General features: G+C 66.0%; 19 protein-coding genes. 9 read left to right on the top strand and 10 right to left on the bottom strand.

All coding sequences use genetic code 11. The features are described from left to right. Positions 1-30 precede the first annotated feature (30 nt). The 3 genes from gyrB (at position 31) to Ga0102493_RS14400 (ending at position 4632) form a co-directional block, all read left to right on the top strand. Entirely contained in the window at positions 31-2589 is a 2559-nt protein-coding gene (gene gyrB / locus Ga0102493_RS14390) for a DNA topoisomerase (ATP-hydrolyzing) subunit B (RefSeq protein WP_034902187.1), read from the top strand. Between the two features lie 66 nt (positions 2590-2655). Further along, positions 2656-3846: an AI-2E family transporter gene (locus Ga0102493_RS14395; RefSeq protein WP_051697762.1), complete on the top strand. Its 1191-nt coding sequence runs from the start codon at positions 2656-2658 to the stop codon at positions 3844-3846. A gap of 3 nt (positions 3847-3849) precedes the next feature. Next, positions 3850-4632 carry a M50 family metallopeptidase gene (locus Ga0102493_RS14400; RefSeq protein ID WP_034902191.1) on the top strand — a complete coding sequence of 261 codons (783 nt, stop codon included), beginning with the start codon at positions 3850-3852 and terminating at the stop codon, positions 4630-4632. 10 nt (positions 4633-4642) lie between these two features. Here Ga0102493_RS14400 and Ga0102493_RS14405 read toward each other — a convergent pair whose 3' ends face one another. The 7 genes from Ga0102493_RS14405 to Ga0102493_RS14435 form a co-directional block, all read right to left on the bottom strand. Next, positions 4643-5281, bottom strand: a complete 639-nt coding sequence (locus tag Ga0102493_RS14405; protein WP_034902193.1) for a hypothetical protein — start codon at positions 5279-5281, stop codon at positions 4643-4645. Positions 5282-5389: 108 nt separating this feature from the next. Beyond that, complete coding sequence (locus Ga0102493_RS14410) at positions 5390-6208, bottom strand: DUF1295 domain-containing protein (RefSeq protein ID WP_034902194.1); 819 nt, start codon at positions 6206-6208, stop codon at positions 5390-5392. Beyond that, positions 6201-6818, bottom strand: coding sequence for a 1-acyl-sn-glycerol-3-phosphate acyltransferase (locus Ga0102493_RS14415; RefSeq protein WP_034902196.1), 618 nt, complete (start codon positions 6816-6818; stop codon positions 6201-6203). The genes Ga0102493_RS14410 and Ga0102493_RS14415 overlap by 8 nt, the downstream gene beginning before the upstream one ends. 97 nt (positions 6819-6915) lie before the next feature. Then, positions 6916-7305 (bottom strand): hypothetical protein, encoded by a 390-nt coding sequence (locus Ga0102493_RS14420; RefSeq protein WP_034902198.1) that lies wholly within the window; start codon positions 7303-7305, stop codon positions 6916-6918. A gap of 72 nt (positions 7306-7377) precedes the next feature. After that, positions 7378-8985, bottom strand: a complete 1608-nt coding sequence (locus tag Ga0102493_RS14425; protein WP_034902199.1) for a carboxyl transferase domain-containing protein — start codon at positions 8983-8985, stop codon at positions 7378-7380. Further along, complete coding sequence (locus tag Ga0102493_RS14430) at positions 8982-9266, bottom strand: hypothetical protein (protein WP_034902200.1); 285 nt, start codon at positions 9264-9266, stop codon at positions 8982-8984. The genes Ga0102493_RS14425 and Ga0102493_RS14430 overlap by 4 nt, the downstream gene beginning before the upstream one ends. Then, entirely contained in the window at positions 9263-10429 is a 1167-nt protein-coding gene (locus Ga0102493_RS14435; RefSeq protein WP_034902201.1) for an isovaleryl-CoA dehydrogenase, read from the bottom strand. The genes Ga0102493_RS14430 and Ga0102493_RS14435 overlap by 4 nt, the downstream gene beginning before the upstream one ends. A gap of 161 nt (positions 10430-10590) precedes the next feature. Between Ga0102493_RS14435 and gsrK the strand changes: the two genes are divergently transcribed. From gsrK to Ga0102493_RS14455, 4 genes are read left to right on the top strand one after another with little or no spacing between them, the layout of a single operon-like run. After that, positions 10591-12150, top strand: coding sequence for an HWE-family sensor histidine kinase GsrK (gene gsrK / locus Ga0102493_RS14440; protein ID WP_081845576.1), 1560 nt, complete (start codon positions 10591-10593; stop codon positions 12148-12150). Positions 12151-12200: 50 nt separating this feature from the next. After that, positions 12201-12689, top strand: a complete 489-nt coding sequence (locus tag Ga0102493_RS14445) for a hypothetical protein (RefSeq protein ID WP_150132494.1) — start codon at positions 12201-12203, stop codon at positions 12687-12689. A 10-nt stretch (positions 12690-12699) separates the two neighbouring features. After that, positions 12700-13491, top strand: coding sequence for an ATP-binding cassette domain-containing protein (locus tag Ga0102493_RS14450; protein WP_034902205.1), 792 nt, complete (start codon positions 12700-12702; stop codon positions 13489-13491). Then, complete coding sequence (locus Ga0102493_RS14455; RefSeq protein ID WP_034902207.1) at positions 13491-15029, top strand: glycine betaine ABC transporter substrate-binding protein; 1539 nt, start codon at positions 13491-13493, stop codon at positions 15027-15029. The genes Ga0102493_RS14450 and Ga0102493_RS14455 overlap by 1 nt, the downstream gene beginning before the upstream one ends. Here Ga0102493_RS14455 and Ga0102493_RS14460 read toward each other — a convergent pair. Genes Ga0102493_RS14460 through lgt form a run of 3 tightly spaced genes read right to left on the bottom strand, consistent with a single transcriptional unit; the run spans position 15026 to position 18200 of the window. Further along, positions 15026-15448, bottom strand: coding sequence for a DUF2147 domain-containing protein (locus Ga0102493_RS14460; protein ID WP_034902209.1), 423 nt, complete (start codon positions 15446-15448; stop codon positions 15026-15028). The two genes, Ga0102493_RS14455 and Ga0102493_RS14460, sit on opposite strands and share 4 nt — an antisense overlap. Before the next feature lie 17 nt (positions 15449-15465). After that, positions 15466-17400, bottom strand: coding sequence for a class I SAM-dependent methyltransferase (locus Ga0102493_RS16540; RefSeq protein WP_335660409.1), 1935 nt, complete (start codon positions 17398-17400; stop codon positions 15466-15468). Then, positions 17295-18200, bottom strand: a complete 906-nt coding sequence (gene lgt / locus Ga0102493_RS14470; RefSeq protein ID WP_034902833.1) for a prolipoprotein diacylglyceryl transferase — start codon at positions 18198-18200, stop codon at positions 17295-17297. The genes Ga0102493_RS16540 and lgt overlap by 106 nt, the downstream gene beginning before the upstream one ends. A gap of 203 nt (positions 18201-18403) precedes the next feature. Here lgt and Ga0102493_RS14475 point away from each other — a divergent pair, with 203 nt between their 5' ends. Beyond that, positions 18404-20125, top strand: coding sequence for a class I adenylate-forming enzyme family protein (locus Ga0102493_RS14475; RefSeq protein ID WP_034902275.1), 1722 nt, complete (start codon positions 18404-18406; stop codon positions 20123-20125). 51 nt (positions 20126-20176) lie between these two features. Further along, the gene (locus tag Ga0102493_RS14480; protein WP_034902277.1) at positions 20177-22936 is read left to right on the top strand and encodes a [protein-PII] uridylyltransferase; all 2760 of its coding nucleotides are present in this window, start codon (positions 20177-20179) and stop codon (positions 22934-22936) included. Positions 22937-23010: the final 74 nt, after the last annotated feature.

Here is a 23010-nt window from a genome sequence, read left to right on the forward strand (position 1 = left end):
TTTTCCCCGTCCAGCGCCTATATAATCGGCATGGACGAAAACACGCCTGAAACACCCCCCGCCGCACCAGAAAAACCCCGCCAGAACGGCGAATACGGGGCGGATTCGATCAAGGTCCTCAAGGGTCTAGACGCCGTGCGCAAGCGTCCCGGCATGTATATCGGCGACACCGATGACGGATCGGGCCTGCACCACATGGTTTTCGAGGTTTCCGACAACGCCATCGACGAGGCGCTGGCCGGGCATTGCGACCTCGTGCTGATCGAACTCAACCCGGACGGCAGCGTCAGCGTCGAGGACAACGGTCGCGGCATTCCCGTCGACATGCACAAGGAAGAAGGCGTCTCGGCGGCCGAGGTCATCATGACCCAGCTGCACGCGGGCGGAAAGTTCGAAAACACGTCGGACGACAACGCCTACAAGGTCTCCGGCGGCCTTCACGGCGTCGGCGTGTCGGTGGTCAACGCGCTATCCGAATGGCTCGAACTCGTCATCTGGCGGGACGGCAAGGAACACTGGATGCGCTTCGAGCACGGCAATGCGGTCAATTCGCTCGAAGTGCGCGGCGATGCTCCGCCGGTCGACAGCAACGGCGATGACAACGGCCTGAAAAAAGGCACCCGCGTCACCTTCAAGGCATCGGGCGATACCTTCAAGAACGTCACCGAATTCGATTTCGACAAGCTCGAACACCGCTACCGCGAACTCGCCTTCCTCAATTCGGGCGTGCGCATCCTGCTGCGCGACCGGCGCCACGAAGAGGTGCTCGAACACGACCTGTTCTACGAAGGCGGGATCGCGGCCTTCGTGAAATATCTCGACCGCAACAAGCAACCGCTCGTGCCCGAACCGATCGCGGTGTCGGCCGACAAGGACGGCATCGGCATCGATGTCGCGCTGCAGTGGAACGACAGCTATTACGAGAACGTCCTCACCTTCACCAACAACATCCCGCAGCGCGATGGGGGCACACACCTTGCCGCCTTCCGCGCCGCGCTGACCCGCACTCTCAACAATTACGCCGACCGCGAAGGGCTGCTGAAGAAGGAGAAGGTCAGCCTGACGGGCGAGGACATGCGCGAAGGCCTGACCGCCATCGTCAGCGTGAAACTGCCCGATCCCAAGTTCGGCAGCCAGACCAAGGACAAGCTGGTTTCTTCCGAAGTCCGCCAGCCGCTGGAATCGCTCATGGGCGAGAAGATGACCGAATGGCTGGAAGAGAACCCGGCTGACGCCAAGGCGATCATCCAGAAGATCATCGATGCCGCCGCCGCGCGCGAGGCCGCGAGGCGCGCGCGCGAGATGAGCCGCAAGGGCGCGATGAGCGTCGCGAGCCTGCCGGGCAAGCTCGCCGATTGCCAGGAGCGCGACGCGACCAAGGCCGAACTGTTCCTGGTCGAGGGCGATTCGGCCGGTGGCTCGGCCAAGCAGGGCCGCGACCGCAAGACGCAGGCGATCCTGCCCTTGAAGGGCAAGATCCTGAACGTGGAACGCGCCCGGTTCGACCGGATCATCTCGTCGAAGGAGGTCGGCACGCTGATCCAGGCGATGGGGACCGGCATCCGGGATGAATTCGACCTTGAAAAGCTGCGCTATCACAAGATCGTCATCATGACCGACGCCGACGTGGACGGCGCGCATATCCGTACATTGCTGCTCACCTTCTTCCACCGCCAGATGCCCGAGATCATCAAGGCCGGGCACCTCTTCATCGCCCAGCCGCCGCTCTACAAGGTCGCCAAGGGCAGGAGCGAGGTCTACCTCAAGGACCAGGGGGCACTTGACCGCTATCTCGTCGATGGGGGCCTGCATGGCCGCGTGCTCGAAACAGTCGGCGGAGCGCGTTCCGGTGAGGATCTGCGCCAGCTGGTCGAACATGCGCTGCGGCTGCGCAACCTGATGGCCTTCGTGCCGCGCCGCTACGATCCGGCGCTGGTCGAACAGATGGCGCTGTCGGGCGCGCTTGACCCGCAGCTTTCCGATGGCGCGCGCGAGGACAAGCTGCAGGCAACCGCAAAGCGCCTGCAGGCCAGCGATCCCGATACGACGTGGTCCGCGCGCATGATCGAGGACGGCAAGGTCCAGTTCTTGCGCCTTTGGCGCGGGGTCACCGACGTGCACGAAGTCGACGGCCGTTTCCTCTCCAGCACCGAAGCGCACAAGCTCCACGCACTCGCCATGGCGCAGGCGGAAACCTATGCCGCGCCGGTGCGGCTGGTGAAGGCGGGCGATGCGGGCGGTAACGAGGAGACACCGACCGACGATGTCCCCACCGATGATGCAGGGGTCGAGGAACTGACCCGCGACGCGGACGATGCGATCAACCGCCCGACCCAGCTGCTCGACGCGATCCTCGCCGCCGGGCGCAAGGGGCTTTCGGTGCAGCGTTACAAGGGCCTTGGCGAAATGAACGCCGAACAGCTCTGGGAAACCACGCTCGACCCGGAAAACCGCGCGCTCCTGCAGGTCAAGGTCGAGGACGCCGACGTCACCGACGAGATCTTCACCCGCCTGATGGGCGACATCGTCGAGCCGCGCCGTGAATTCATCCAGGACAATGCCCTGAACGTGGCGAACCTCGATGTCTGACGGGCGCGCTGCCCGGGGCGTATCGCCGCGCTTGATCTGCGCGCCATAAGGGGCGACATCACCCCCATGCCGAGCGAGCCACGCCCCACTCTCGATCTCGAACAGGCGAGCTTCCTGCTGATCCTCGCCGGGGTCACGATCATGCTGACGGTGATCGCATGGCCCTTTGCGACCCCGCTGCTGTGGGCCGCGCTCGCCGCTATCATGTTCCAGCCGCTCTATCGCTGGTCGCTCAAAGTCACGCGAGGCCGACGCAACATGGCCGCCTCGCTTTCGCTTCTGATCATCTTTTTCGCGGTGCTCGTTCCGGCCCTGTGGATCGGCTCGATGGTCGTCGAGCAGGCGCTCGGCCTCATCGCGCGTCTGCAGGAACAGCCGATCGATCTCGCGCAGACCTTCGACTGGGTCTACGGCATGCTGCCCGAAACGCTTCGCGAAGCGGTGGACGAGCGTGGCTGGACCAATCTCGCCGCGGTGCAGGAACGGCTCCAGGCGGTGCTCGGCGAAAGCGCGGGCTTCATCGCACAGCAGGCGGTCTCGATCGGGGGCGGCGCACTCAGTTTCATGCTGTCCTTCGCCCTTGCGCTTTACGTGATCTTCTTCCTGCTGCGCGACGGGACGCGGATCGGGGAGACGATCCTCCATTCCGCCCCCGTCAAGCGCGACATCGCCGACCGGCTGGCGGACCGTTTCCTCGGCATCGTGCGCGCCACGATCAAGGGATCGGTCGTGGTCGGCATCGTCCAGGGAACGCTCGCCGGGCTCACCTTCGTCATCGCGGGCGTGCCCTCGGCCCTGCTGCTGGGCGTGATCACGGCGATATTCTCGCTCATCCCGGTGGTCGGTACGGTCGTCGTCTGGGGCCCGGTAGGCGTCTGGCTGCTGTTCGACGGGAGCCTCTGGCAGGGCCTGCTGGTGCTGTTTTCCGGGTTCGTCATCGTCAGTTCCGCCGACAACGTGCTGCGTCCGATCCTGGTCGGCCGGGACACGGGCATTCCCGACTGGATCGTGCTCATCACGACGCTCGGCGGGATCAGCCTGACGGGCTTTTCGGGCATCGTGCTCGGCCCGCTGGTCGCCGGGCTGTTCCTTGCGACCTGGTCGATCCTGCAGGAACAGCGCGCCCAGACGGCCGAGGCGCGGGCGCGATACGGCCCGCGCGTCGGGCCCGACGGCAGGGCCCCGCGAACAAAGCGACCGAAGAAGGCCGAAGCCGGCGCAAGCGAGGCCGATGACAGCACGCCGATCGGGATCTGACGCATGCGCTCGCTCGTCCAGCCCGGCAGCCAGGCCGAAATGGTGGGCCGCCTGTTTCTCGCGGTGATCGTCGTGATCGCGCTGCCCGCGCTGCCCTTCGGCACCTATCTCATCTATCCCTTCGTCATCCTCACGACATGGTTTCACGAAATGGGCCACGGCCTCACCGCGGTCCTGTTCGGACAGGATTTCGAGCGGCTCGTCATCTATGCCAACGGATCGGGCGTCGCCGAAAGCCTCGTTGCGAACGACGCCTCGCGCCTGACCCATGCCGCGATCGCAGCGGGGGGACCGCTCGCGCCGAGCCTCGCGGGCGCGGTCCTGATCGTGGCGAGCGCCCACGCACGCATCTGGCGCCCGGCGCTCTGGCTGACCGCCGGGGCGATCGTGCTCTCGGTCGCGATCTATGTCCGATCGACGGTCGGCGTGATCGTCCTCCCGCTGGTCGCGGCGCTGCTGGGCCTCATCGCATGGCGCGCGCCAGCCGGTTTCGTGCGCTTCACGTTGCAATTCCTCGGCGTGCTCGGCGCGATGAGCATGCTGCGCGATTTCGATTACCTGTTCACCGAACGCACCGTGATCGCCGGACGCGCGATGCTGTCCGATACCGGCCAGATCGAGGCCGCGTTGGGCCTGCCGCACTGGGTCTGGGCTGGACTGATCCTCGGCGTGTCGGCGGTGATGGTCGCAGCGAGCCTGCGCTACGCGCTCGATGAAAGGCGCCTGCGCGCCGCCCCCGGACGCCTGCCGCGCAACGTGGTGCGCTTTCGCCGCCCGCCGCGCTGAACGGCGGGCCTTAGCCCGCCACCCGCAACGCGTTGACCCCGCGCGCCGCGCCGCCGGTCTCGCCCGAAAGGCCGATGAAGACCGTGTCGACGATCCGCGCGAGCTTGTCCTCGGTCAGCTTCTCGCCGAGATAGATCAGCGATTCGGGCAGCGTGTAGGGTGAGACCATCTGGTTGATGAGCGACAGCGCCTCATCGATCGAAAGCCCCGCGAAATAGCCATCCGCCTGCGCCTGGACGATCAGCTCGCACAGGTAATGGTCGGCAAGGTCGACATAGGAGCGGACCTTTTCGAAATTGGCCGCGCCCATCTCGCAAACGATGGTGAAATATTCGGGGTCGTCGCGGAAGCGCTCGCGGCTGATGACGAAGCGGCGCCGGAAGAATTCGTACATCTTGCGCGGAGGGGGAAGGTCGGCGCCCAGCACCTCCTCCATCACTTCGATATGTCGGCGCAGCCAGATCTGCGCGATCGCATCGAACAGATCGTCGTAATCCTCGAACAATTGTTCGAAGCGGGCGCGGGTCAGGCCGCTTTCGGCGACCGCGGTCTGATAGGGAATCTCGGTCCCGCGCTGCTTGACGAGATCAAGCACCATGCGCGCAATCCGATGCCGTTCCGCCTCGCGGTCTTGCGGTGAGAGTGCCATTATCGCCTCGCGCCTTCGATGAACTTTTCCCGACATAGGTCAGGCAAGCGGCAGCTTAAAGGCAGGGCGGTAAATTTTGCGCGTCGCAGCGATCGGCAAAAGCGCCGGTCAACCGCTAGCCCGCGCCTCCCCTGCCGATTTGGGCGGCAGGGGGAAGAAGGCCGAGGTCCGGCGCTTGTAATCGGCGTATTTGTCGCCTTTCGAACGGTCCATGCCCTTTTCGAGCAGGGTGACGCCCGACCATTTCGTCAGCGTGAAGCTGAGAAAGAGCGGCCCGATCACGGTCGCTGCCGCATAGCCCCAGCCGACGCTCGCGCAGACCAGCCAGATCCCCCACCACGCCGCAAAATCCCCGAAATAGTTGGGATGGCGAGTGTAGCGCCACAACCCGCTGTCGAGCACCTGTCCTTCGTTCGCCGGGTCCGCCTTGAACCGCGTCAACTGCCAGTCGCCGACCCATTCGAAGAAAATGCCGACAAGGTAGATCGCAACGCCCAGCCAGGTGAGCCAGGTGAGCGGCGCGGCAGGCGCGCTCGCGAGGATGCCGACCTGCGCCGGGCTCGACACCATGAACAGCAGCACCGCCTGCATCAGCCACACTTTGGTCAGCGCAGCGATCGCGAAATTGCCTTTCTCGCGGTCCTTCTTGAGTATCTTCTTGTAGCGCTTGTCTTCGCCTTCGCGGCGCCAGCGCAGGAACAGGTATCCGCCGAGGCGAAAGCCCCACGCCCCGGTCATCACCATCAGCAGCGTGGCGAGCGCGCCCGGTTCGCCCAGCTGGAGCCAGCTCGCGATTGCCAGCACGCCCATCCCCGCGCCCCAGAACGCGTCGATGAACGACACGTCGTCGATCTTCACCGAAATCGCCCATTGCACCAGCACCAGCGCCAGCAGCAGGGCTGCATTGACCAGCAATGCCTCAAACATCGTTGCGTCCCTCGATGATCGCCCGGGCCTGCGCCTCGAGCACCTTGAATCTTTCGTAATCAGGCAGCTTCGAACGAAACCACTCGGCCAGCTTCAGAAGGTCCTCGCCGTAATTGCCGGTCGGGACCAGCGGCGGGCCAAAGCCGATCACCATGTTCTCGTTATCGGCATAAGCGGGCACGATCGGCACGCCGGAGGCCTGCGCGATATGGTAGAAGCCCGACCTCCAGCGCCCGTCGGTCTTGCGCGTGCCTTCGCAGGCGATCACCAGCGCGAGTTCCTCGCGGCGGGCGAATTCCTCGGCCACCTGCTGGGTCGCGTTCGCCTTTTTCGTGCGATCGACCGGGATGCCTCCCATGTCGAGCATGAAATTGCGCATCACGCCGGTGAACAGGGTGTGCTTCCCCATGAAGTTCGGGAGGATGTTTTCCTTGTGCGTCGCCCCGGCGAAGAAGACGAAATCCCAGTTCGACGTGTGCGGCGCACCCGCGATCACGTATTTCTTGAGATGCTTCGGCAGCGATCCCTCGATCTTCCAGCCTTTCCAGGCATAGATCCAGATGATGATGCGGCGCACGATGCGTGAAAGCAGCGTGGGCTTGCGCGGCATGTGCCCCGCCTCGACCGGTTGATGCAGCAAAGATCCCTCCCAGAGCGGTTCTTTTGGCCTAACCTGGGTAAGTTACGCAAGGGAAAGCGTCGGGGTTTCAGGAGGGGCCGGAATCCCAGCGGAGGAAATCGGGATCCGGGCGGTCTTCGTACCAGGCCAACAGGACCGCCTCGACCTCGCCAAGAGTGAAGGTGTCGGCATCGCGCTTGCCTCGGCCCCCGCCCAGCAGGCGCTTGAAGAAACCGGGTCTCGGCGGTTTCGGCGACGGGCGGCCGCCGGTGCGCCGGGCGTGGACATGGCTGTCCTCGCCGCCCTCGCGCTTCTCGATGACGAAGCCGCCGCCCTCGGCCGCGACCTGGATGAAATGCCTCCCGCCGCGCGACAGCACGCCGAAAGGACTGGTGGCGGGGTCCAGCTCCCCGATGCGCTTGCTGAGGTCACGCTCCGACCGGATTTCGACCACGCCCTTTACGCCGCTCCACTGCATCGAGCGTCCTTCCCGCTTGCCGCTTCCTGCCCTTGCCAAGGGGCAAGGGCAAGCGGGAAAAAGCGGGCCGGGCTACATGCGGAAAACGCCGAATTGCGGGCGTTCAGGGATCGGCGCTTCGAGGCAGGCGGCAAATGCAAGGCCAAGCACGTCGCGGGTCTGCACGGGGTCCACAACGCCGTCGTCCCACAGGCGGGCGGTGGCGTAGTAGGGGTTGCCCTCGTCCTCGTATTTCTGGCGGATCGGCGCCTTGAACGCCTCGGCTTCGCGTTCGTCCCACTTGTCCGCGTCGCGGTGGACGGTGGCGAGGACGGACGCGGCCTGTTCCCCGCCCATCACGCTGATGCGCGCATTCGGCCAGGTGAACAGGAAGCGCGGGGAATAGGCCCGCCCGCACATGCCGTAATTGCCCGCACCAAAGCTTCCGCCGATCACGACGGTGACCTTGGGCACGGTGGCGGTGGCGACCGCAGTGACGAGCTTCGCGCCATGCTTGGCGATGCCCTCCGCCTCGTATTTGCCGCCGACCATGAAGCCCGAGATGTTCTGGAGGAACAGCAGCGGAATGCGGCGCTGGCAGGCGAGCTCGATGAAATGCGCGCCCTTCTGCGCGCTTTCGGAGAACAGCACGCCATTGTTGGCAAGGATCGCGACCGGCATCCCCCAGATGTGGGCAAAGCCGCAGACCAGCGTCGCGCCATAATGCTGCTTGAATTCGTGGAATTCGCTGCCGTCGACCAGCCGGGCGATGACCTCGTGCACATCATAGGGCGCGCGCACGTCGTCGGGGACGAGAGCGTAGAGATCCTCGGCGTCGAACTTGGGCGGGCGCGGGTCCTTGAGGGCCACGTCGCTCGCCGCTGCGGTGTTCGCGCCGAGATGGCTGACGATGTCGCGCACGATGGTGAGCGCATGCTCGTCATTCTCGGCAAGGTGATCGACAACGCCCGATTTCTTGGCGTGGAGATCGCCCCCGCCAAGGTCCTCGGCGCTGATTTCCTCGCCCGTTGCGGCCTTCACCAGCGGTGGCCCGGCGAGGAAGATCGTGCCCTGATTGCGCACGATCACCGTCTCGTCGCTCATCGCCGGGACATAGGCGCCCCCGGCAGTGCAGCTACCCATGACGCAGGCGATCTGCGGGATGCCGAGTGCGCTCATGTTCGCCTGATTGAAGAAAATCCGCCCAAAGTGATCGCGATCCGGAAACACCTCGGCCTGATGCGGCAGGTTCGCCCCGCCGGAGTCCACCAGATAGATGCAGGGCAGTCGATTGTCCTGCGCGATCTCCTGCGCGCGCAGGTGCTTCTTGACCGTCATCGGGTAATAGGTGCCGCCCTTAACGGTCGCATCGTTGCAGACGATCATGCACTGCCGCCCCGACACGCGTCCGATGCCGCAGATGATCGAGGCAGCGCTGACGTCGCCTTCATACATGCCGTTCGCGGCCAATTGTCCGATCTCGAGAAAGGGCGAGCCGGGATCGAGCAGCCGTTCGACGCGCTCGCGGGGGAGCAGCTTGCCCCGCCCGACATGGCGCTCGCGGCTGCGCTCCGGCCCGCCGAGCGCGGCCTCGGCGACCCGCGCGCGCAATTCCTCGGCGAGCGCCCTATTATGCTCGAAGCGCGCCTTCGCATCGGGCGCTTCGCGGTCGAGTTTCGAGGTCAGGACGGGTGCGGTCATGCGGTCGTTTCTTCCGGTTCCTTGTCGTCATCGCCTGCGGCGAAGAGATAGCGATAGACCCCGACGAGGTTGATCGCGAGGAGGCCAATGTTCTGCCAGCCGATCCCCTGCCCCTCCTCGTTCATGAAGCCCCAGGCGATCAGCGCGATCGAGGAGGTGACGAAGATCACGAAACCCCAGCCCGTGGGCCGCGTGCCGAGATTGAGCGAGACGATGAAGGCGGCGACGAGCCCCGCGCCGGCACCATAATACTGGAGGACGGCGAGAAGGGTTTCGCTCAATGCGCAGCACCGATCAGTTCGCGCCCGATCAGCATGCGGCGGATCTCGTTGGTCCCCGCGCCGATGTCGAGCAGCTTCGCGTCCCTCATGTAGCGTTCGACCGGCCAGTCGGTGGTGTAACCCGCCCCGCCCAGCGCCTGCACGCTTTCCGCCGCGACACGGAAGGCGTTTTCGCTCGCGAGCAGGATCGCGCCCGCCGCATCGAAACGGGTGGTGCGGTCGGCATCGCAGGCCTTCGCCACGGCATAGGTGTAGGCGCGCGCCGATTGCAGCGCGACATACATGTCGGCGACCTTGGCCTGCATGATCTGGAAAGATCCGATGGGCTTTCCGAACTGCTTCCTCTCGCGAAGGTAGGGAATGACCGTGTCGAGGCACGCCTGCATGATGCCCAGTTGCAACCCGGCGAGTACGACGCGCTCGTAATCGAGACCGCTCATCAGCACGCCGACGCCGCCATTGACCGGGCCCATCACGCGGTCTTCGGGCACGTGGCAATCGTCGAACACCAATTCCGCGGTGGGTGAGCCCTTCATGCCGACCTTTTCGATCTTCTGGCCGATCGAAAAGCCTTCGTCGCCCTTTTCGATCAGGAAGGCGGTGATGCCGCGCGATCCCGCTTCGCTGTCGGTCTTGGCATAGACGACCAGCGTGTCGGCCTCGGGCGCGTTGGTGATCCAGAACTTGGTGCCGTTCAGGACGTATCCGCCCTGAACCGCCTCGGCCTTCAGCTTCATCGAAACGACGTCCGACCCCGCGCCCGCCTCCGACATGGCAAGGCTGCCGACATGCTCGCCCGAAATGAGGCCGGGCAGGTATTTCGCCTTCTGTTCGTCATTGCCCCAGCGGCGAATCTGGTTGAGGCACAGGTTGGAATGGGCGCCGTAGGACAGGCCGACGCTGGCGCTCGCCCGGCTCACTTCCTCGACCGCGATGACGTGTTCGAGATAGCCGAGCCCGAGCCCGCCCCATTCCTCCTCGACGGTGATGCCGTGGAAGCCAAGCTCGCCCATGGGCTGCCACAATTCGCGCGGGAAGCGGTCCTCGCGGTCGGTGCGTTCGGCCAGCGGCGCGATCTGTTCATCGGCGAAACGCGCGGTCGTGTCGCGGATCATCTCGGCCGCTTCGCCGAGCTGGAAATCGAATTCGGGGGTGGCTCGCATGAAAATCCTCAGGTGTCTCTCGAAGGTGCGCCTCGCAGCGCTGTTCCTTCCTCTCCCACGGCGCATAGCAACGCGCCGGGGAAAGGCAAACCGCGGCGCTGCGAAGCGCCGCTGGCAGGGGGCTTGTGGACGCAGCGCGCTTGTTTTGACGGGCGGCGGGCTTGTTGTATGGCAGCCATTCGAGGCGTCCTGCCGCGAAGGATAAGCAGCTGACCCATCCCGAGCCTTCCCCCTGGCCGAACGGCACACCGCCCGCGCGCGATTATTGCAGCGAGGATCAGCGGCTCGTCGTCCTTGCGAGCTTCGAATTCGACACGCTCGACGGCGATCCCGAACTCGCGCGCCTTTCCCGTTTCGCCGCGCATCTTTGCGGCACCGGACAGGCCGCGGTCAGCATCGTCGAGGCCGAACGGCAATATTTCGTCGCCCGCACCGGATGGGACACCGACCACACACCGCGCTCTACCAGCATCTGCGCGTACACGATGGAAGGCGGCGACATCCTCGAAGTGCCCGATGCGAGCGGAGACGAACGCTTTGCCGACTTCGACGCAGTGGCGGGCGAACGGCATCTCAGGTTCTATGCCGGCGTGCCGCTGGTCTCGGCCGAGGGCGCCCCGCTCGGCGCGCTGTGCGTGACCGACAGCGAGCCGCGGCCCGGCGGGCTCACCGAAATGCAGCGCGAGGGGCTCCTCGTGCTCGCTGCGGCGGTCAAGCGGCGGGTCGAGACCCACCGCCAGGCGCGCCGCAACGTGGCGGAGATCCAGGCCAGCGCCGACCGGCTGCAATTCGTGCTCGATTCGGTCCCCGATATCGCCTGGTCCTCTTCGCCCGGCATGCAGTTCGACTATTTCAACGCGCGTTTCAGCGAGGTCACCGGCAACCCCGCCCCGCTAAATGTCGAGGACTGGCGTGCGGTGATCCACCCGGAGGATTACGAATCCAGCCTGAGGAAATTGCGCGAGGCGATGGAAAGCGCCGCGCTGTTCGAGGACGAATGGCGTCTGCGCGTGGCCGACGGAAGCTATCGCTGGGTGCTGAGCCGCGCGGTGCCCTCCTCGAGCGACCCGGCAAGTGCGCGATGGTTCGGGACGATCACCGATATCGACGACACGCACCGCATTTCCGAGGAGCGCGAATTGCTCGCAGGGGAGCTTGCGCACCGGATCAAGAACATTTTCTCGGTGATCGTCGGACTGATCTCGCTTCACGCGCGCGGGGCTGCGACGCATCGCGAATTCGCCGATGTGCTGACCGCCCACATCCACGCGCTGTCGCGGGCACATGATTACGCGCTGCAGCTGGGCGAGAGCCGGGCAAGCGACCTTGCCGAGCTGCTGCGCGTCCTGATGGCGCCCTATGGCGTTCCGGGTTCGGATGCGGTGATCATCAACGGCGAGACGATCGAACCCGGCCGCCGTGCGGCGACCCCGCTCGCGCTCGCCTTTCACGAACTGGCGACGAATTCGGCCAAATACGGAGCGCTCGGCAGCGAAAGCGGGCGGGTGACGATCCATCTCAAGACAGAAGACGACCGCGTCGTGATCGAATGGGCCGAAAGCGGCGGGCCCGAAACCCGCCCGCCGGCGGACGAAGGCTTCGGCTCGCGGTTAATGAAGATGGCGGTCGAGCGCCAGCTCGGCGGGACGATGACGCAGGAATGGCGGCCAGAGGGGCTGCGCGCGCGGATCGCCGTCCCGCTCGAACAGATCGCACGCTAAAGCCCGGCGCGGACTTGGCGCGAGCGCGCTTCGGCTCTAGGCTCGTGCGCGTGTTACGTCCTAGACGTCTTCTGTGGCTCGCCCCGCTTCTCCTTGCCGCCTGCGATGGCGCCGAGGTGCTCTCTCCTGCCGCGACCGCAACGGGCAGCGGGGAGAGCGCCGAAACCCCGAGCGAACCGGAGGCCGAGGAAAAATCCCCCGAACGCCTCGCCATGGCCGAGACGGGCTGGCTGACGATCGGCAGGGACGGATCGGTCTACACCACCCAGTTCGATGCCGACGGCACCTATCGCGACTATCGCAACGGTGAATTCCTCCAGGAGGGGAAATGGCGACGCAGCGAGGACGGGCTGCTGTGCTTCACTCCGGCGACGCAGGACCGGCCCGGGGCATGCTGGGAGACGCTGGGTCTGGAGGATGACGGGACGATGCGCGCGCGCGATGCCGACGGTCGGGCGATCCAGCTGCGCCGCGTGAGTTATCTCCCGCCCGAGACGGCCGCGAGCGACGAAGACGCCGACGACGAGAGCGCGGGCTAGGTTCACGCGCATGCAAGAAACACCCTCCCGGCGCGGCGACGCGCTGCTGACTTTCGAGCGTGTCGAGCGCCGCTATGGCGATGCGGGCGAAGTCGTCGCGGTCGGCGGGGTCAGCCTCGAGGTCGCGGCGGGCAGCTTCGTCGCCCTGGTGGGCGCATCGGGTTCGGGCAAGTCGACCCTGCTCAAGACGGTCAACACGCTGGTCGAACCGAGCGCGGGCCGGGTCCTGTTCGCCGGCGAGGATGTCGCCGAGGCGAAGCCCGCCACCCTGCGCCGCCGGATCGGCTATGTCTTCCAGGGCATCGGCCTTTTTCCGCACATGCGGGTAGGCGAGAACATCGCGATCGGCCCGCGCCTTGCCGGGGAAAGCCTGTCCGAACAGCGGATCGCCGAATTGCTCGGTCTGGTCGAACTCGATGCCGACATGGCCGAGCGCATGCCCGACGAACTTTCGGGCGGCCAGCGTCAGCGGGTCGGCGTGGCACGGGCGCTGGCCGGCGATCCGGAATTGCTGCTGATGGACGAACCGTTCGGAGCGCTCGATCCGATCACCCGCGATGCGCTGGGCGATACGGTTCGGGGCCTGCACGACAGGCTCGGCCTCACCACGGTCATGGTCACGCATGACATGGCCGAGGCGCTCCTCCTGTCGGACCGCGTGCTGGTGATGGATGCAGGCCGGATCGTTGCCGACGAGAGCCCGCACGCGCTGCTTGCCGGGGAGGGCGGAGAGATCGCGCAGGGCCTCGTCGCGGTCCCGCGCGAACAGGCGGAAAAGCTTGCCCGGATGGAGCGCGGATAGTGGACGGGTTCGGGGGCATCCTGCTCGGCCTCGGCGACAAGCTCGCAGCCCATGTCGTGCTCGCGGCCTCCGCGATCGGGCTCGGCATAGCGGTCGCGCTGCCGCTCGCGGTCTGGGCGAGCCGGTCGCGCGCGGTGGCGCGAATCGCGCTGGGTTTCGCAAGCCTCGTCCAGACCATCCCGGCGCTGGCGCTGCTGGCGCTGTTCTTCCCGATCCTGCTCTCCTTGCGCGCCGTGTTCGGGGAGGACCTACCGACGCTGGGCTTTCTGCCGGCCCTGCTTGCGCTCGCGCTTTACGCCCTGCTGCCGATCCTGAGGAACGCCGTCACCGCGCAGGCCAATCTCGACCCCGGCGTGCTCGAGGCAGCGGATGGCGTCGGCATGACTTCGTGGCAGAAGCTGGCGCTGGTCGAAGCGCCGCTGTCAGCGCCCTTCATCATGGCCGGCATCCGCACCGCAAGCGTGTGGACGATAGGCGCCGCAACGCTTTCGACGACGATCGGCCAGCCGAGCCTCGGCGATCCGATCTTTGCGGGCCTGCAGACCCAGAACTGGGCGCTGGTCCTTGCCGGGTGCGTCGCGAGCGCGGGGCTGGCGCTGGTCGCCGACAGCCTGCTCGGCCTGATCGAGACGGGCCTCGCGACCCGGCGGCGCTGGATGTGGGCGAGCGGCCTTGTCGCGGTGGCGCTGGGGGTGGCGGGCGCGCTGGCATACCAGAACGCGGGCGACGACGAGGACACGGTCGTGATCGCGGCCAAGCAGTTTTCCGAGCAATATATTCTCTCCAAGCTGGTCGGCGCACAGCTCGAAAAAGCGGGATACAGCGTCGAATATCGCGACGGACTGGGTTCGGCGGTCGTCCATAGCGCGCTCGCGAGTTCCGACATCGACATCTCGATCGATTACACCGGCACGATCTGGACCAACGAGATGAAACGCACCGACAGCGCGCCGCGCGATGCAATGTACGAGCAGATCAAGACGTGGGACATGGAAACGAACGGCGTGCTCGTGCTGGGCCGGCTCGGGTTCGAGAACGCCTATGCCTTCGCCATGCGCCGCGACCGGGCGGAGGAACTTGGCGTCGAAACGCTGGCCGATCTCGCCCCGGTCGCGCCGCGCCTGACAGTGGGCGGCGATCCCGAATTCTTCGAGCGGCCCGAATGGGTCGCGGTGCGCGAGGCCTATGGCATGCGCTTTGGCGAAACCCGCAATTTCTCGCCCACCTTCATGTACAATGCGCTCGTCTCGGGCGAGGCCGACGCGATCAGTGCCTATACCTCGGACGGGCGGATCGCGGCCTATGATCTCGTCGTGCTCGAAGACCCGAAGGAGGCGCTGCCTTCCTATGACGCGATGCTGATGCTCTCCCCCCGCGTTGCCGGCGACGACCGGCTCAAGGCGGCGCTGGAACCGCTCATCGGCGCGATCGATGTCGAGGCGATGCGCCGCGCCAATTACATGGTCGATCGCAAGGACGAGGAAAAGGTCAGCCCCGCCGAAGCCGCACGCTGGCTGGCGCGGGAGATCGGCCTCTAGCGCGCGCGCTTCCAGACCTGCGTCTGGCAGATGAAAGCGACGCAGCCCTTCACTTCGAGCCGGTCAATCCCCGTGCGGCGGATGACCGAGCGATAGCTCTTGCCACTTTTCGGATCATAGATCCGCCCGCGCCAGAGGTCCGCCTCCTCGTCGAAGCCATATAGCACCGGCAGGCCGAGCAGCTTTCGCCGGCGCAGCTGGGGATCGGGATTGTTGATGTCGCGCTGGTTGAGCCCATCGGGCGGCGGGACGAGAAACCGCGCGATCCGGCCGCAGGTGGACTTGCCGCACGCGCCGACCTCGATGATCGCGTCGCCTTCTTCGGTCACCCACCGCCCGGCAATGGGGTCGGCGGCGCTCGCCGGGGCGGCCAGCACGAAGGCGAAAAGGACGAAGCGAAGAATCACGGGCGGGGCCATAGCACGAAGCGGCCGCCTCAGTCGAAGCCCGCCCCGAACGGCCAGCGCCGCCCGCACACCCCCATGACCTTGAACAGCAGCCCCATCTGATCATCGGCGGTCAGCCGGGCATGCTGCCGCGCGAGCACTTCGGCCTCGGCCGGGTTCTTGCGCTGCAGCGCCTCCAACCGCGTGTCGATGCCGAGCTGGCGAAGCCATTCGCCCTGTGTCTGAAGACCCATCACATCGGCCCCATGCTTTGAGGCGACCATCTGCAGCAGTTCGAAATCGACATGGGCGGTGAGGTCCGCCTCGCCCGGAGAGCTGAGCACGTCGACCTTTTCATGCGCCCGGATCGCCTGCAGGGTCGAGCCTGCGCGCAGCTCCTTCGCGCCGTAATCGATGACAAGCGCCGCGCCGCCCTGTTCCTTCAGCCGGGTCGCGATTTCGCCCATGACGGTCACGGCGGCCGGGCTGGTTTCGATCATCGTTCCCTGCGCGGCGGTAGCCCAGCTCGGCGGGACGACGGCGTCCATCGGTTTGTCCCCGGCGACGAAGACGAGATCGTCGCCTTCGAGCCCGACCATGCGTTCGTGCCAGCCCTGCGCCGAGCGGACGAGCTGGTGGATCGGCAGTGCGTCGAAGAATTCGTTGGCGACGATCAGCAGCGGGCAATCCTCGGGCAGGGTCGAAAGATCGTCATGATGCGTGCAGCCCGGGAAGGCCTCGCGCTGGATCCTGCGCAGGGCGGGACTGCCCTCGACGAAATGAATTTCCGGTTCGAGCCCATAGCGCCTCGCTGCCCGCAGCGCGTCGGTCGCCAGAGTGCCCCTGCCGGGGCCGAGCTCGACATAATGGGGCTGCCTCTTGGTGCCCATCTTGACCCAGACATCGGCGAGCCACAGACCGATGAGTTCGCCGAACATCTGGCTGATTTCGGGCGCGGTGATGAAGTCCGCATCCTCGCCGAGCGGGTCGCGGCTGGCATAATAGCGCGCATTGCTCTCGCCCATGTATTGCGCGAGGCTGATCGGCCCGGATTCGCGAATGAGCCGGCGGAAGGTCTTGCCGAGATCCTTTGCGGCGTCCTGCGCTGCAAGCAGGCGGGCCTTTTCCTCTTCCTCAGCCCTGCGCGCGCTTTCCTCGGCGTCCCTGCGCGCTTTTTCTTCGGCTTCCTTGCGAGCCTTTTCCTCGGCCTCCTTGCGGGCCTTGGCCTCGGCCTCGCGGCGGGCTTTCTCCTCCGCCTCCCGGCGGGCCTTTTCCTCGGCCTCGCGGCGGGCTTTCTCCTCCGCCTCCCGGAGAGCCTTCTCCTCAGCCTCCCGCCGGGCCTTCTCCTCCGCCTCGCGGCGGGCTTTCTCCTCCGCCTCCCGGCGGGCCTTTTCCTCGGCCTCGCGGCGGGCTTTCTCCTCCGCCTCCCGGAGAGCCTTCTCCTCAGCCTCCCGCTGGGCCTTCTCCTCCGCCTCCCGGAGAGCCTTCTCCTCCGCCTCCCGGCGAGCCTTCTCCTCGGCAAGCTTTCGCGCGCGCTCCTCCGCTTCCGCGCGAGCCTTTGCCTCGGCTTCTTCCCTCGCCTTGCGCTCGACTTGCGCGCGCCGTCTCGCCTCAGCCTCGAGGCGCGCGCGTTCGGCTGCTTCGGCCCGGTCCTTCGCCTCGGCCTCGGCCCGTCGGCGAACTTCCTCCTCGGCCTGCTTGCGTGCCTTCGCCTCGGCTGCCACACGGGTGCGGGCCTGTTCCTCCGCCTCCCTGCGCTCGGCCGCTTCGGCACGCTTTCGCGCTTGCGCCTCGCGCCGCGCCGCCTCGTCCCCGGCGAGCGTCTCGCTCCCGTCAGGCTCGATCAGCAGCAGGCCCCGCGGGCGCCACTCCCTTTCGTTCAGGCGGCCTGGGGATCCTTGGCCTTGCCGGTTCCCACCGGCTTCCTCGTCACGGCGTAAAACGTGACAATCAATCCAATCACGATCAGCGGTATCGTCAGCCATTGCCCCATCGACAGTCCGGTTTCGCGCGCCAGCAGCGCCAGTTGTGGGTCGGGTTCGCGGAAGAATTCGTTAACGAAGCGGGCGATCCCGATGCCCAGCGTGAAAATGCCCACCAGCAGCCCGCGGCGATAGCGCGCACGCGTCTTCCAGAACAGCGCGAGCAGCACGACGAGCAGCAGGAGCCCCTCGAGCCCGGCCTGGTAGAGCTGGCTGGGATGGCGGGCCACTTCGCCAGCGCCTGGGAAAATCATCCCCCAGGCGACGTCGGTCTCGCGGCCCCATAGCTCGCCGTTCACGAAATTGGCGAGGCGGCCCAGCATCATGCCCATCGGCACATTGACCGCGATGTAGTCGCACACGCGCAGGAAATCGAGCTTGCCGCGCCACGACACGAAACCGATCGCTACAAGGACGCCGACGAGGCCGCCGTGGAAGGACATGCCCCCGTCCCACAGCCGCAGCAGCTTCCAGCTGACGAATCCCTCGCCCGAGAAATCGGTGAAGGCGGACGGGATGCCGGTATCGCCCCCGGTGTAAAACGCCGCATAGCCGAGCCTGCCGCCGATGATGACGCCCAGCGTGCAGTAGAAGAACAGGTCGTCCGCGTGGCGCTGCGCCATCGGCGCGCCTGGCTGCCTGATCATCTTCGACAGGTGCCAGTAAGCGAAGATCACGCCGATCAGATAGGCCAGCGAATAGAAGCGCAGCGTGAAGGGGCCGATCGGGATGCCGGGCATGAGGCCGAGATCGGACCAGTAGATCGGATCGGCTGCGCCGCTTGCGGCAAGTATCGACAGCACCAAGGGAACCTCTTAATAGATGTTATGCCGCACCGGGCGCCTCGCGCCCGCTGCGGCTCTTTGGCACAGCGCGTTGTCCCATGGAAGAGCCCGTCCGGGCCACGTGGGGCGAATGCACCATGTGCTCATGGGATGCGCCGGCGCCCCGCTCCCCGCATGGGTGGCCGGCAAGAGACTGGGATCGAGAGGAGAGGTTTTCGCACATGCCCACACAGCTGGACAATGCGCTCGAGGCAATCATCACCGAGCTGACCAAGGACGGCCAGCCCTTCGCCACCGTGCCGTTCGAGCGCGACGGGGTCACCATGCCCGCCTTCGCCGGCGCACCGCCGAGCCTGGCGCATTATTTCGCGCATTTCTGCAATGAACACAAAGACGTGCCCTTCCTCGTCGATGGCGATGTGCGGCTCACCTTCGGCCAGAGCTGGGCGGCGGCGACCTGCGTTGCCGAAAGCCTCGTGCGCGATCACGGCATCGCAAAGGGCGAGCGGGTCGGTATCGCCGCGCGCAATTCGGCGAACTGGATCATCGCCTACATGGGCACGATCATGGCGGGCGGCTGCGCGACGCTGTTGAACGGCTTCTGGTCGGGCGACGAACTCGCCTATGGCATTCGCCTCGCCGAATGCTCGCTGGTGCTCGCCGACGAAGCCCGCGCCAAGCGGCTCGAAGGGACCGATCACCCCGCGAAGATCGTCCTGTTCGACCACGGCAATGCGCCGTCCGAAGGCCTTGCGAACGTGTGGAAGGCCCCCGCCGAGGGCGAGACCCCTGTCGCGATGGCGATGCTCGGCCAGATCGGCCCGGACGATCTCGCCACCATCCTCTACACATCGGGTTCGACCGGCCAGTCGAAGGGCGCGTGGTCCGACCATCGCGGGGTGGTCCACGGCGCGATGAGCTATGTCAGCCAGTCCGCGATGGCCAAGGTCCTGCTCGAAAGCCAGGGCGAACAGATGACCGATCACCCCTGCGCGCTCGTCGCCGTGCCGCTGTTCCACGTCACCGGCGAAGTGCCGCTGTTCCTCCAGTCCTACGCCATCGCGAGGAAGCTCGTGCTGATGCCGAAATGGGACGCGGGCGAGGCACTGCGCCTGATGGCCGAGGAAAAGGTGACCTATTTCGTCGGCGTCCCGCTTATGAGCTACGAGATCGCGAACCATCCCGACCGCGAGAAATTCGACCTGTCCGCGTGCAAGAGCTTCGCCGCAGGCGGTGCGCCGCGCCCGGTCGAACATGTCACGCGCATCAAGGAAGCCTTCCCCGGCGGCTTCCCGCTCCTGGGCTACGGCCTCACCGAGACGAACGGCGTTGGCTGCGGCAATTTCAACGAGAACTATCTGGCCAAGCCCGGCTCGACCGGCCGCGCAAGCGTGCCGATGGTGGACCTTCGCATCCTCGACGAAGCGGGCAAGGAATTGCCCCAGGGCGAGATCGGCGAGATCTGCATTCGCTCGGTCGCCAATTTCCGGGGCTACTGGAAGAATGAGGAAGCGACGAAGGCAGCCTTCACCGATAACGGTTTCTTCCGCACCGGTGATCTCGGTTATCTCGACGAGGACGGCTATGTCTTCATCGTCGACCGCAAGAAGGACATCATCATCCGCGGCGGAGAGAATATTGCCTGCATCGAGGTCGAGGACGCGATCTACGCACACGACGCGATCGCGGAATGCTCGGTCTTCGGCATCCCGGACGAGCGTTTCGGCGAAGTCCCGGCGGCGGTGTTCAACGTCAAGGAAGGCCGCGATCCCGTGAGCCCGGCCGAATTGCGCGAATTCCTGCTCACCCGGATCGCTCCGTTCAAGGTTCCGCTCGAGGAGCACATCTGGGTCGCGGCCGACAGCCTGCCCCGCCTCGGCACGCAGAAGATCGACAAGCGCACCGTGCGCACGATGTTTGCAGCCGAGCGGGTCGCCGCCTAGATCAGGGGCTATGCCCCGACCTCGTTTCACAGCCAAGCAGCCGGGGACGCCGTGACCGCGCCGCGCGTCCCCGGCCAGCGCGCCATCATCGACCGCCGCGAGCTTGCCGAGCGGATCGCGGCGCTTGCCGACGAGAAAGGCGGCGAGGCTCGCCCGCAGGTGGTCGAGGCGCTGCGCGGCGCGCTCGATCGGGCCCGCGCCGAACTTGCCCGGCGCCTCGCAGAAAAACCGTCGGCCGGGCACGATTGCGCTGCGGGCCATGCCTTTCTCATCGACCAGTTGCTGCGCGTGATCCACGATTACGTCACCGGATACGTCTATCCGGCGGCGAACCGCACCTCCGGCGAACGGCTCGCGATCCTTGCGGTGGGAGGCTACGGCCGGGCCGAAATGGCGCCCCATTCGGATGTGGACATCGCCTTCATCACCCCTACGCGCCGCGCGCCTTGGTGCGAACAGGTGATCGAGGCGATGCTTTACCTGCTCTGGGATCTCGGCCTCAAGGTCGGCCATTCGAGCCGCACCGTCTCGGACACCATGCGCCATGCGCGCGAGGACCTGACCATCCGCACGGCCCTGCTAGAAGGACGGCTCGTCTGGGGCGACGGCGCGCTTTACGAAGAGCTGCGCGAGCGGTTCTGGAAGGAGGTCGCGAAGGGAAGCGAGCGCGATTTCCTCACCCGCAAGCTGGCCGAGCGCAGCCAGCGTCACAAGCGGATGGGCGATTCGCGCTATGTCGTCGAACCCAATGTGAAGGACGGCAAGGGCGGGCTGCGCGACCTGCAGACGCTCTACTGGATCGGCAAGTACATGCACCGCGTGGAAACCGCCTCGCAACTGGTCGATGTCGGGCTGTTCACGCGATCGGAATATCGCAGCTTCCGGCGCGCGGAAGGCTTCCTGCTCGCGGTGCGCTGCCACATGCATGTCATCACCGGGCGGGCGGAGGACCGGCTGACCTTCGATCTCCAGCGCGAGGTCGCCGCCGCGATGAATTTCGCCGAGCGCCCGGGCAAGAGCGCGGTCGAACGATTCATGCAGTATTACTTCATGCAGGCGAAACGGGTCGGCACGCTGACCGGCATCTTTCTCGCCCATATCGACGACGAATTCGCGCGCACGACGACGCGCTCCGGCTTCTTTGCCGGCTGGACCCAACGCCCGCGCAAGCTCAAGGGCTACATGGTCGAAGGCGGACGCATCCGTGCGCCGGGCGATGACTGGTTCGCGGATGACCCGGTGCGGCTGATCGAAATCTTCCAGCTCGCCGAGGCGGAGGGGCTGGAAATCCACCCCCAGACGCTGCGCCAGATCGACCGTGACGCGAAGCATATCGACGGTTCGGTGCGCAGCGACACACGCGCCAACGCGCTCTTCCTCGACCTGCTGGCCGGCCGCAACGATCCCGAAACCGCCTTGCGCTGGATGAACGAGGCGGGCGTGTTCGGCCGCTTCGTGCCCGATTTTGGGCGGGTCAACGCACAGATGCAGTTCGACATGTACCACCACTACACCGTCGACGAACACACGATCCGCGCGATCGGACTGCTCAGTCAGATCGAGCGCGGCCTGCTCGAAAACGACCATCCCCGCGCCACGCGCGAGATTCACAAGGTCGGCTCGCGCCGCGCGCTCTATGTCGCGGTGCTGCTGCACGACATCGCCAAGGGACGCGGCGGGGACCATTCGGTGCTGGGCGCCGAAGTCGCGCAGAACCTGTGCCCGCGCATGGGCCTGGACGAGCGCGAGACCGACCTCGTCGCTTGGCTGGTCCTCCATCACCTGCTGATGAGCTCGACCGCGCAGAAGCGCGATTTGACCGACCCCAAGACGATCGAGGATTTCGTCGGCGAGGTGCGCAATCTCGACCGTCTGCGCAATCTCGCGATCCTGACCGCGGTCGATATCCGCGCGGTCGGCCCCGGCGTCTGGAACAGCTGGAAGGGGCAGCTCCTGGGCGAACTCTACGATGCCTCCGCCGAACGCCTGCGGCTCGGCCACAAGGAAAAGGGGCGCAAGCAGCGCGTCGGTGTGAAGAAGGACGCGGTGCGCGCGCTGCTCGGCGACAGGGCCACGCTTGTCGACGAAGTCGGCGCGAAGCTCGGCGATGCCTACTGGATCGCCGAGCCCGAGGACATCATCGCGCGCAACCTCGTCCAGTATGCCGAAGCGAGGGCAATCGAGGATCGCCTGTCGATCCATTGCGAAGTCGACGAGGAGCGCGGCGCGACCCTCGTCAGCGTGATCGCGCCCGACCATCCGGGCCTGTTCTACCGGATGGCGGGCGGCATCCACCTGTCCGGCGCGAACATCATCGACGCGCGCATCCACACCGCGGCATCGGGCTATGCGATCGACAATTTCCTGGTGCAGGACCAGCACGGCGGACCATTTCGCGAAGACGGACAGATAGCACGGCTCAAAAAGGGAATCCGCGACGCGCTGGCTGGGACCGGCAGCCTCGTGCCCAAGCTCGCCGCGCGCCCGCTCGCCCATTCTCGCGCCAAGGCATTCCACGTCGCCCCGCGGGTCGATTTCGACAATTCCGCGAGCAACCGCTTCACCGTGATCGAAGTCACCGCGCGCGACCGCCCGGCCTTGCTAAACCGGCTCGCCCACGCGCTCTACGAAGCGAACCTGATCGTTCAGTCGGCGCACATCACCGCCTATGGCGAGAGCGCGGCGGACACGTTCTACGTGACCGATCTCATAGGCAGCAAGGTCACGGCGCCCGAACGCCTCGCCGAGATCGAGGCTCGCCTGCTCGAAGCGGCGAGCGACCGGCGGCAGGAACAGCTCGAGAAGTCCTGAATCCCTGTCCGAAACAGGGCATCAGGCGATGCAAAAAAAGCATGTTGCGGTTTAGTTGCAATTTGGAGTTGCCT

Origin of the sequence: Erythrobacter litoralis (assembly GCF_001719165.1) — a bacterium.
In the GTDB taxonomy this organism is placed as follows: domain Bacteria; phylum Pseudomonadota; class Alphaproteobacteria; order Sphingomonadales; family Sphingomonadaceae; genus Erythrobacter; species Erythrobacter litoralis.

What these genes read in the sequence shown, in the direction of transcription:
- gyrB (WP_034902187.1), top strand. Translation starts at nt 31, where the DNA reads ATGGACGAAAACACGCCTGAAACACCCCCCGCCGCACCAGAAAAACCC.
- Ga0102493_RS14395 (WP_051697762.1), top strand. Translation starts at nt 2,656, where the DNA reads ATGCCGAGCGAGCCACGCCCCACTCTCGATCTCGAACAGGCGAGCTTC.
- Ga0102493_RS14400 (WP_034902191.1), top strand. Translation starts at nt 3,850, where the DNA reads ATGCGCTCGCTCGTCCAGCCCGGCAGCCAGGCCGAAATGGTGGGCCGC.
- Ga0102493_RS14405 (WP_034902193.1), bottom strand. Translation starts at nt 5,281, where the DNA reads ATGGCACTCTCACCGCAAGACCGCGAGGCGGAACGGCATCGGATTGCG.
- Ga0102493_RS14410 (WP_034902194.1), bottom strand. Translation starts at nt 6,208, where the DNA reads ATGTTTGAGGCATTGCTGGTCAATGCAGCCCTGCTGCTGGCGCTGGTG.
- Ga0102493_RS14415 (WP_034902196.1), bottom strand. Translation starts at nt 6,818, where the DNA reads ATGCCGCGCAAGCCCACGCTGCTTTCACGCATCGTGCGCCGCATCATC.
- Ga0102493_RS14420 (WP_034902198.1), bottom strand. Translation starts at nt 7,305, where the DNA reads ATGCAGTGGAGCGGCGTAAAGGGCGTGGTCGAAATCCGGTCGGAGCGT.
- Ga0102493_RS14425 (WP_034902199.1), bottom strand. Translation starts at nt 8,985, where the DNA reads ATGACCGCACCCGTCCTGACCTCGAAACTCGACCGCGAAGCGCCCGAT.
- Ga0102493_RS14435 (WP_034902201.1), bottom strand. Translation starts at nt 10,429, where the DNA reads ATGCGAGCCACCCCCGAATTCGATTTCCAGCTCGGCGAAGCGGCCGAG.
- Ga0102493_RS14450 (WP_034902205.1), top strand. Translation starts at nt 12,700, where the DNA reads ATGCAAGAAACACCCTCCCGGCGCGGCGACGCGCTGCTGACTTTCGAG.
- Ga0102493_RS14460 (WP_034902209.1), bottom strand. Translation starts at nt 15,448, where the DNA reads ATGGCCCCGCCCGTGATTCTTCGCTTCGTCCTTTTCGCCTTCGTGCTG.
- Ga0102493_RS16540 (WP_335660409.1), bottom strand. Translation starts at nt 17,400, where the DNA reads ATGGCTGACGATACCGCTGATCGTGATTGGATTGATTGTCACGTTTTA.
- Ga0102493_RS14475 (WP_034902275.1), top strand. Translation starts at nt 18,404, where the DNA reads ATGCCCACACAGCTGGACAATGCGCTCGAGGCAATCATCACCGAGCTG.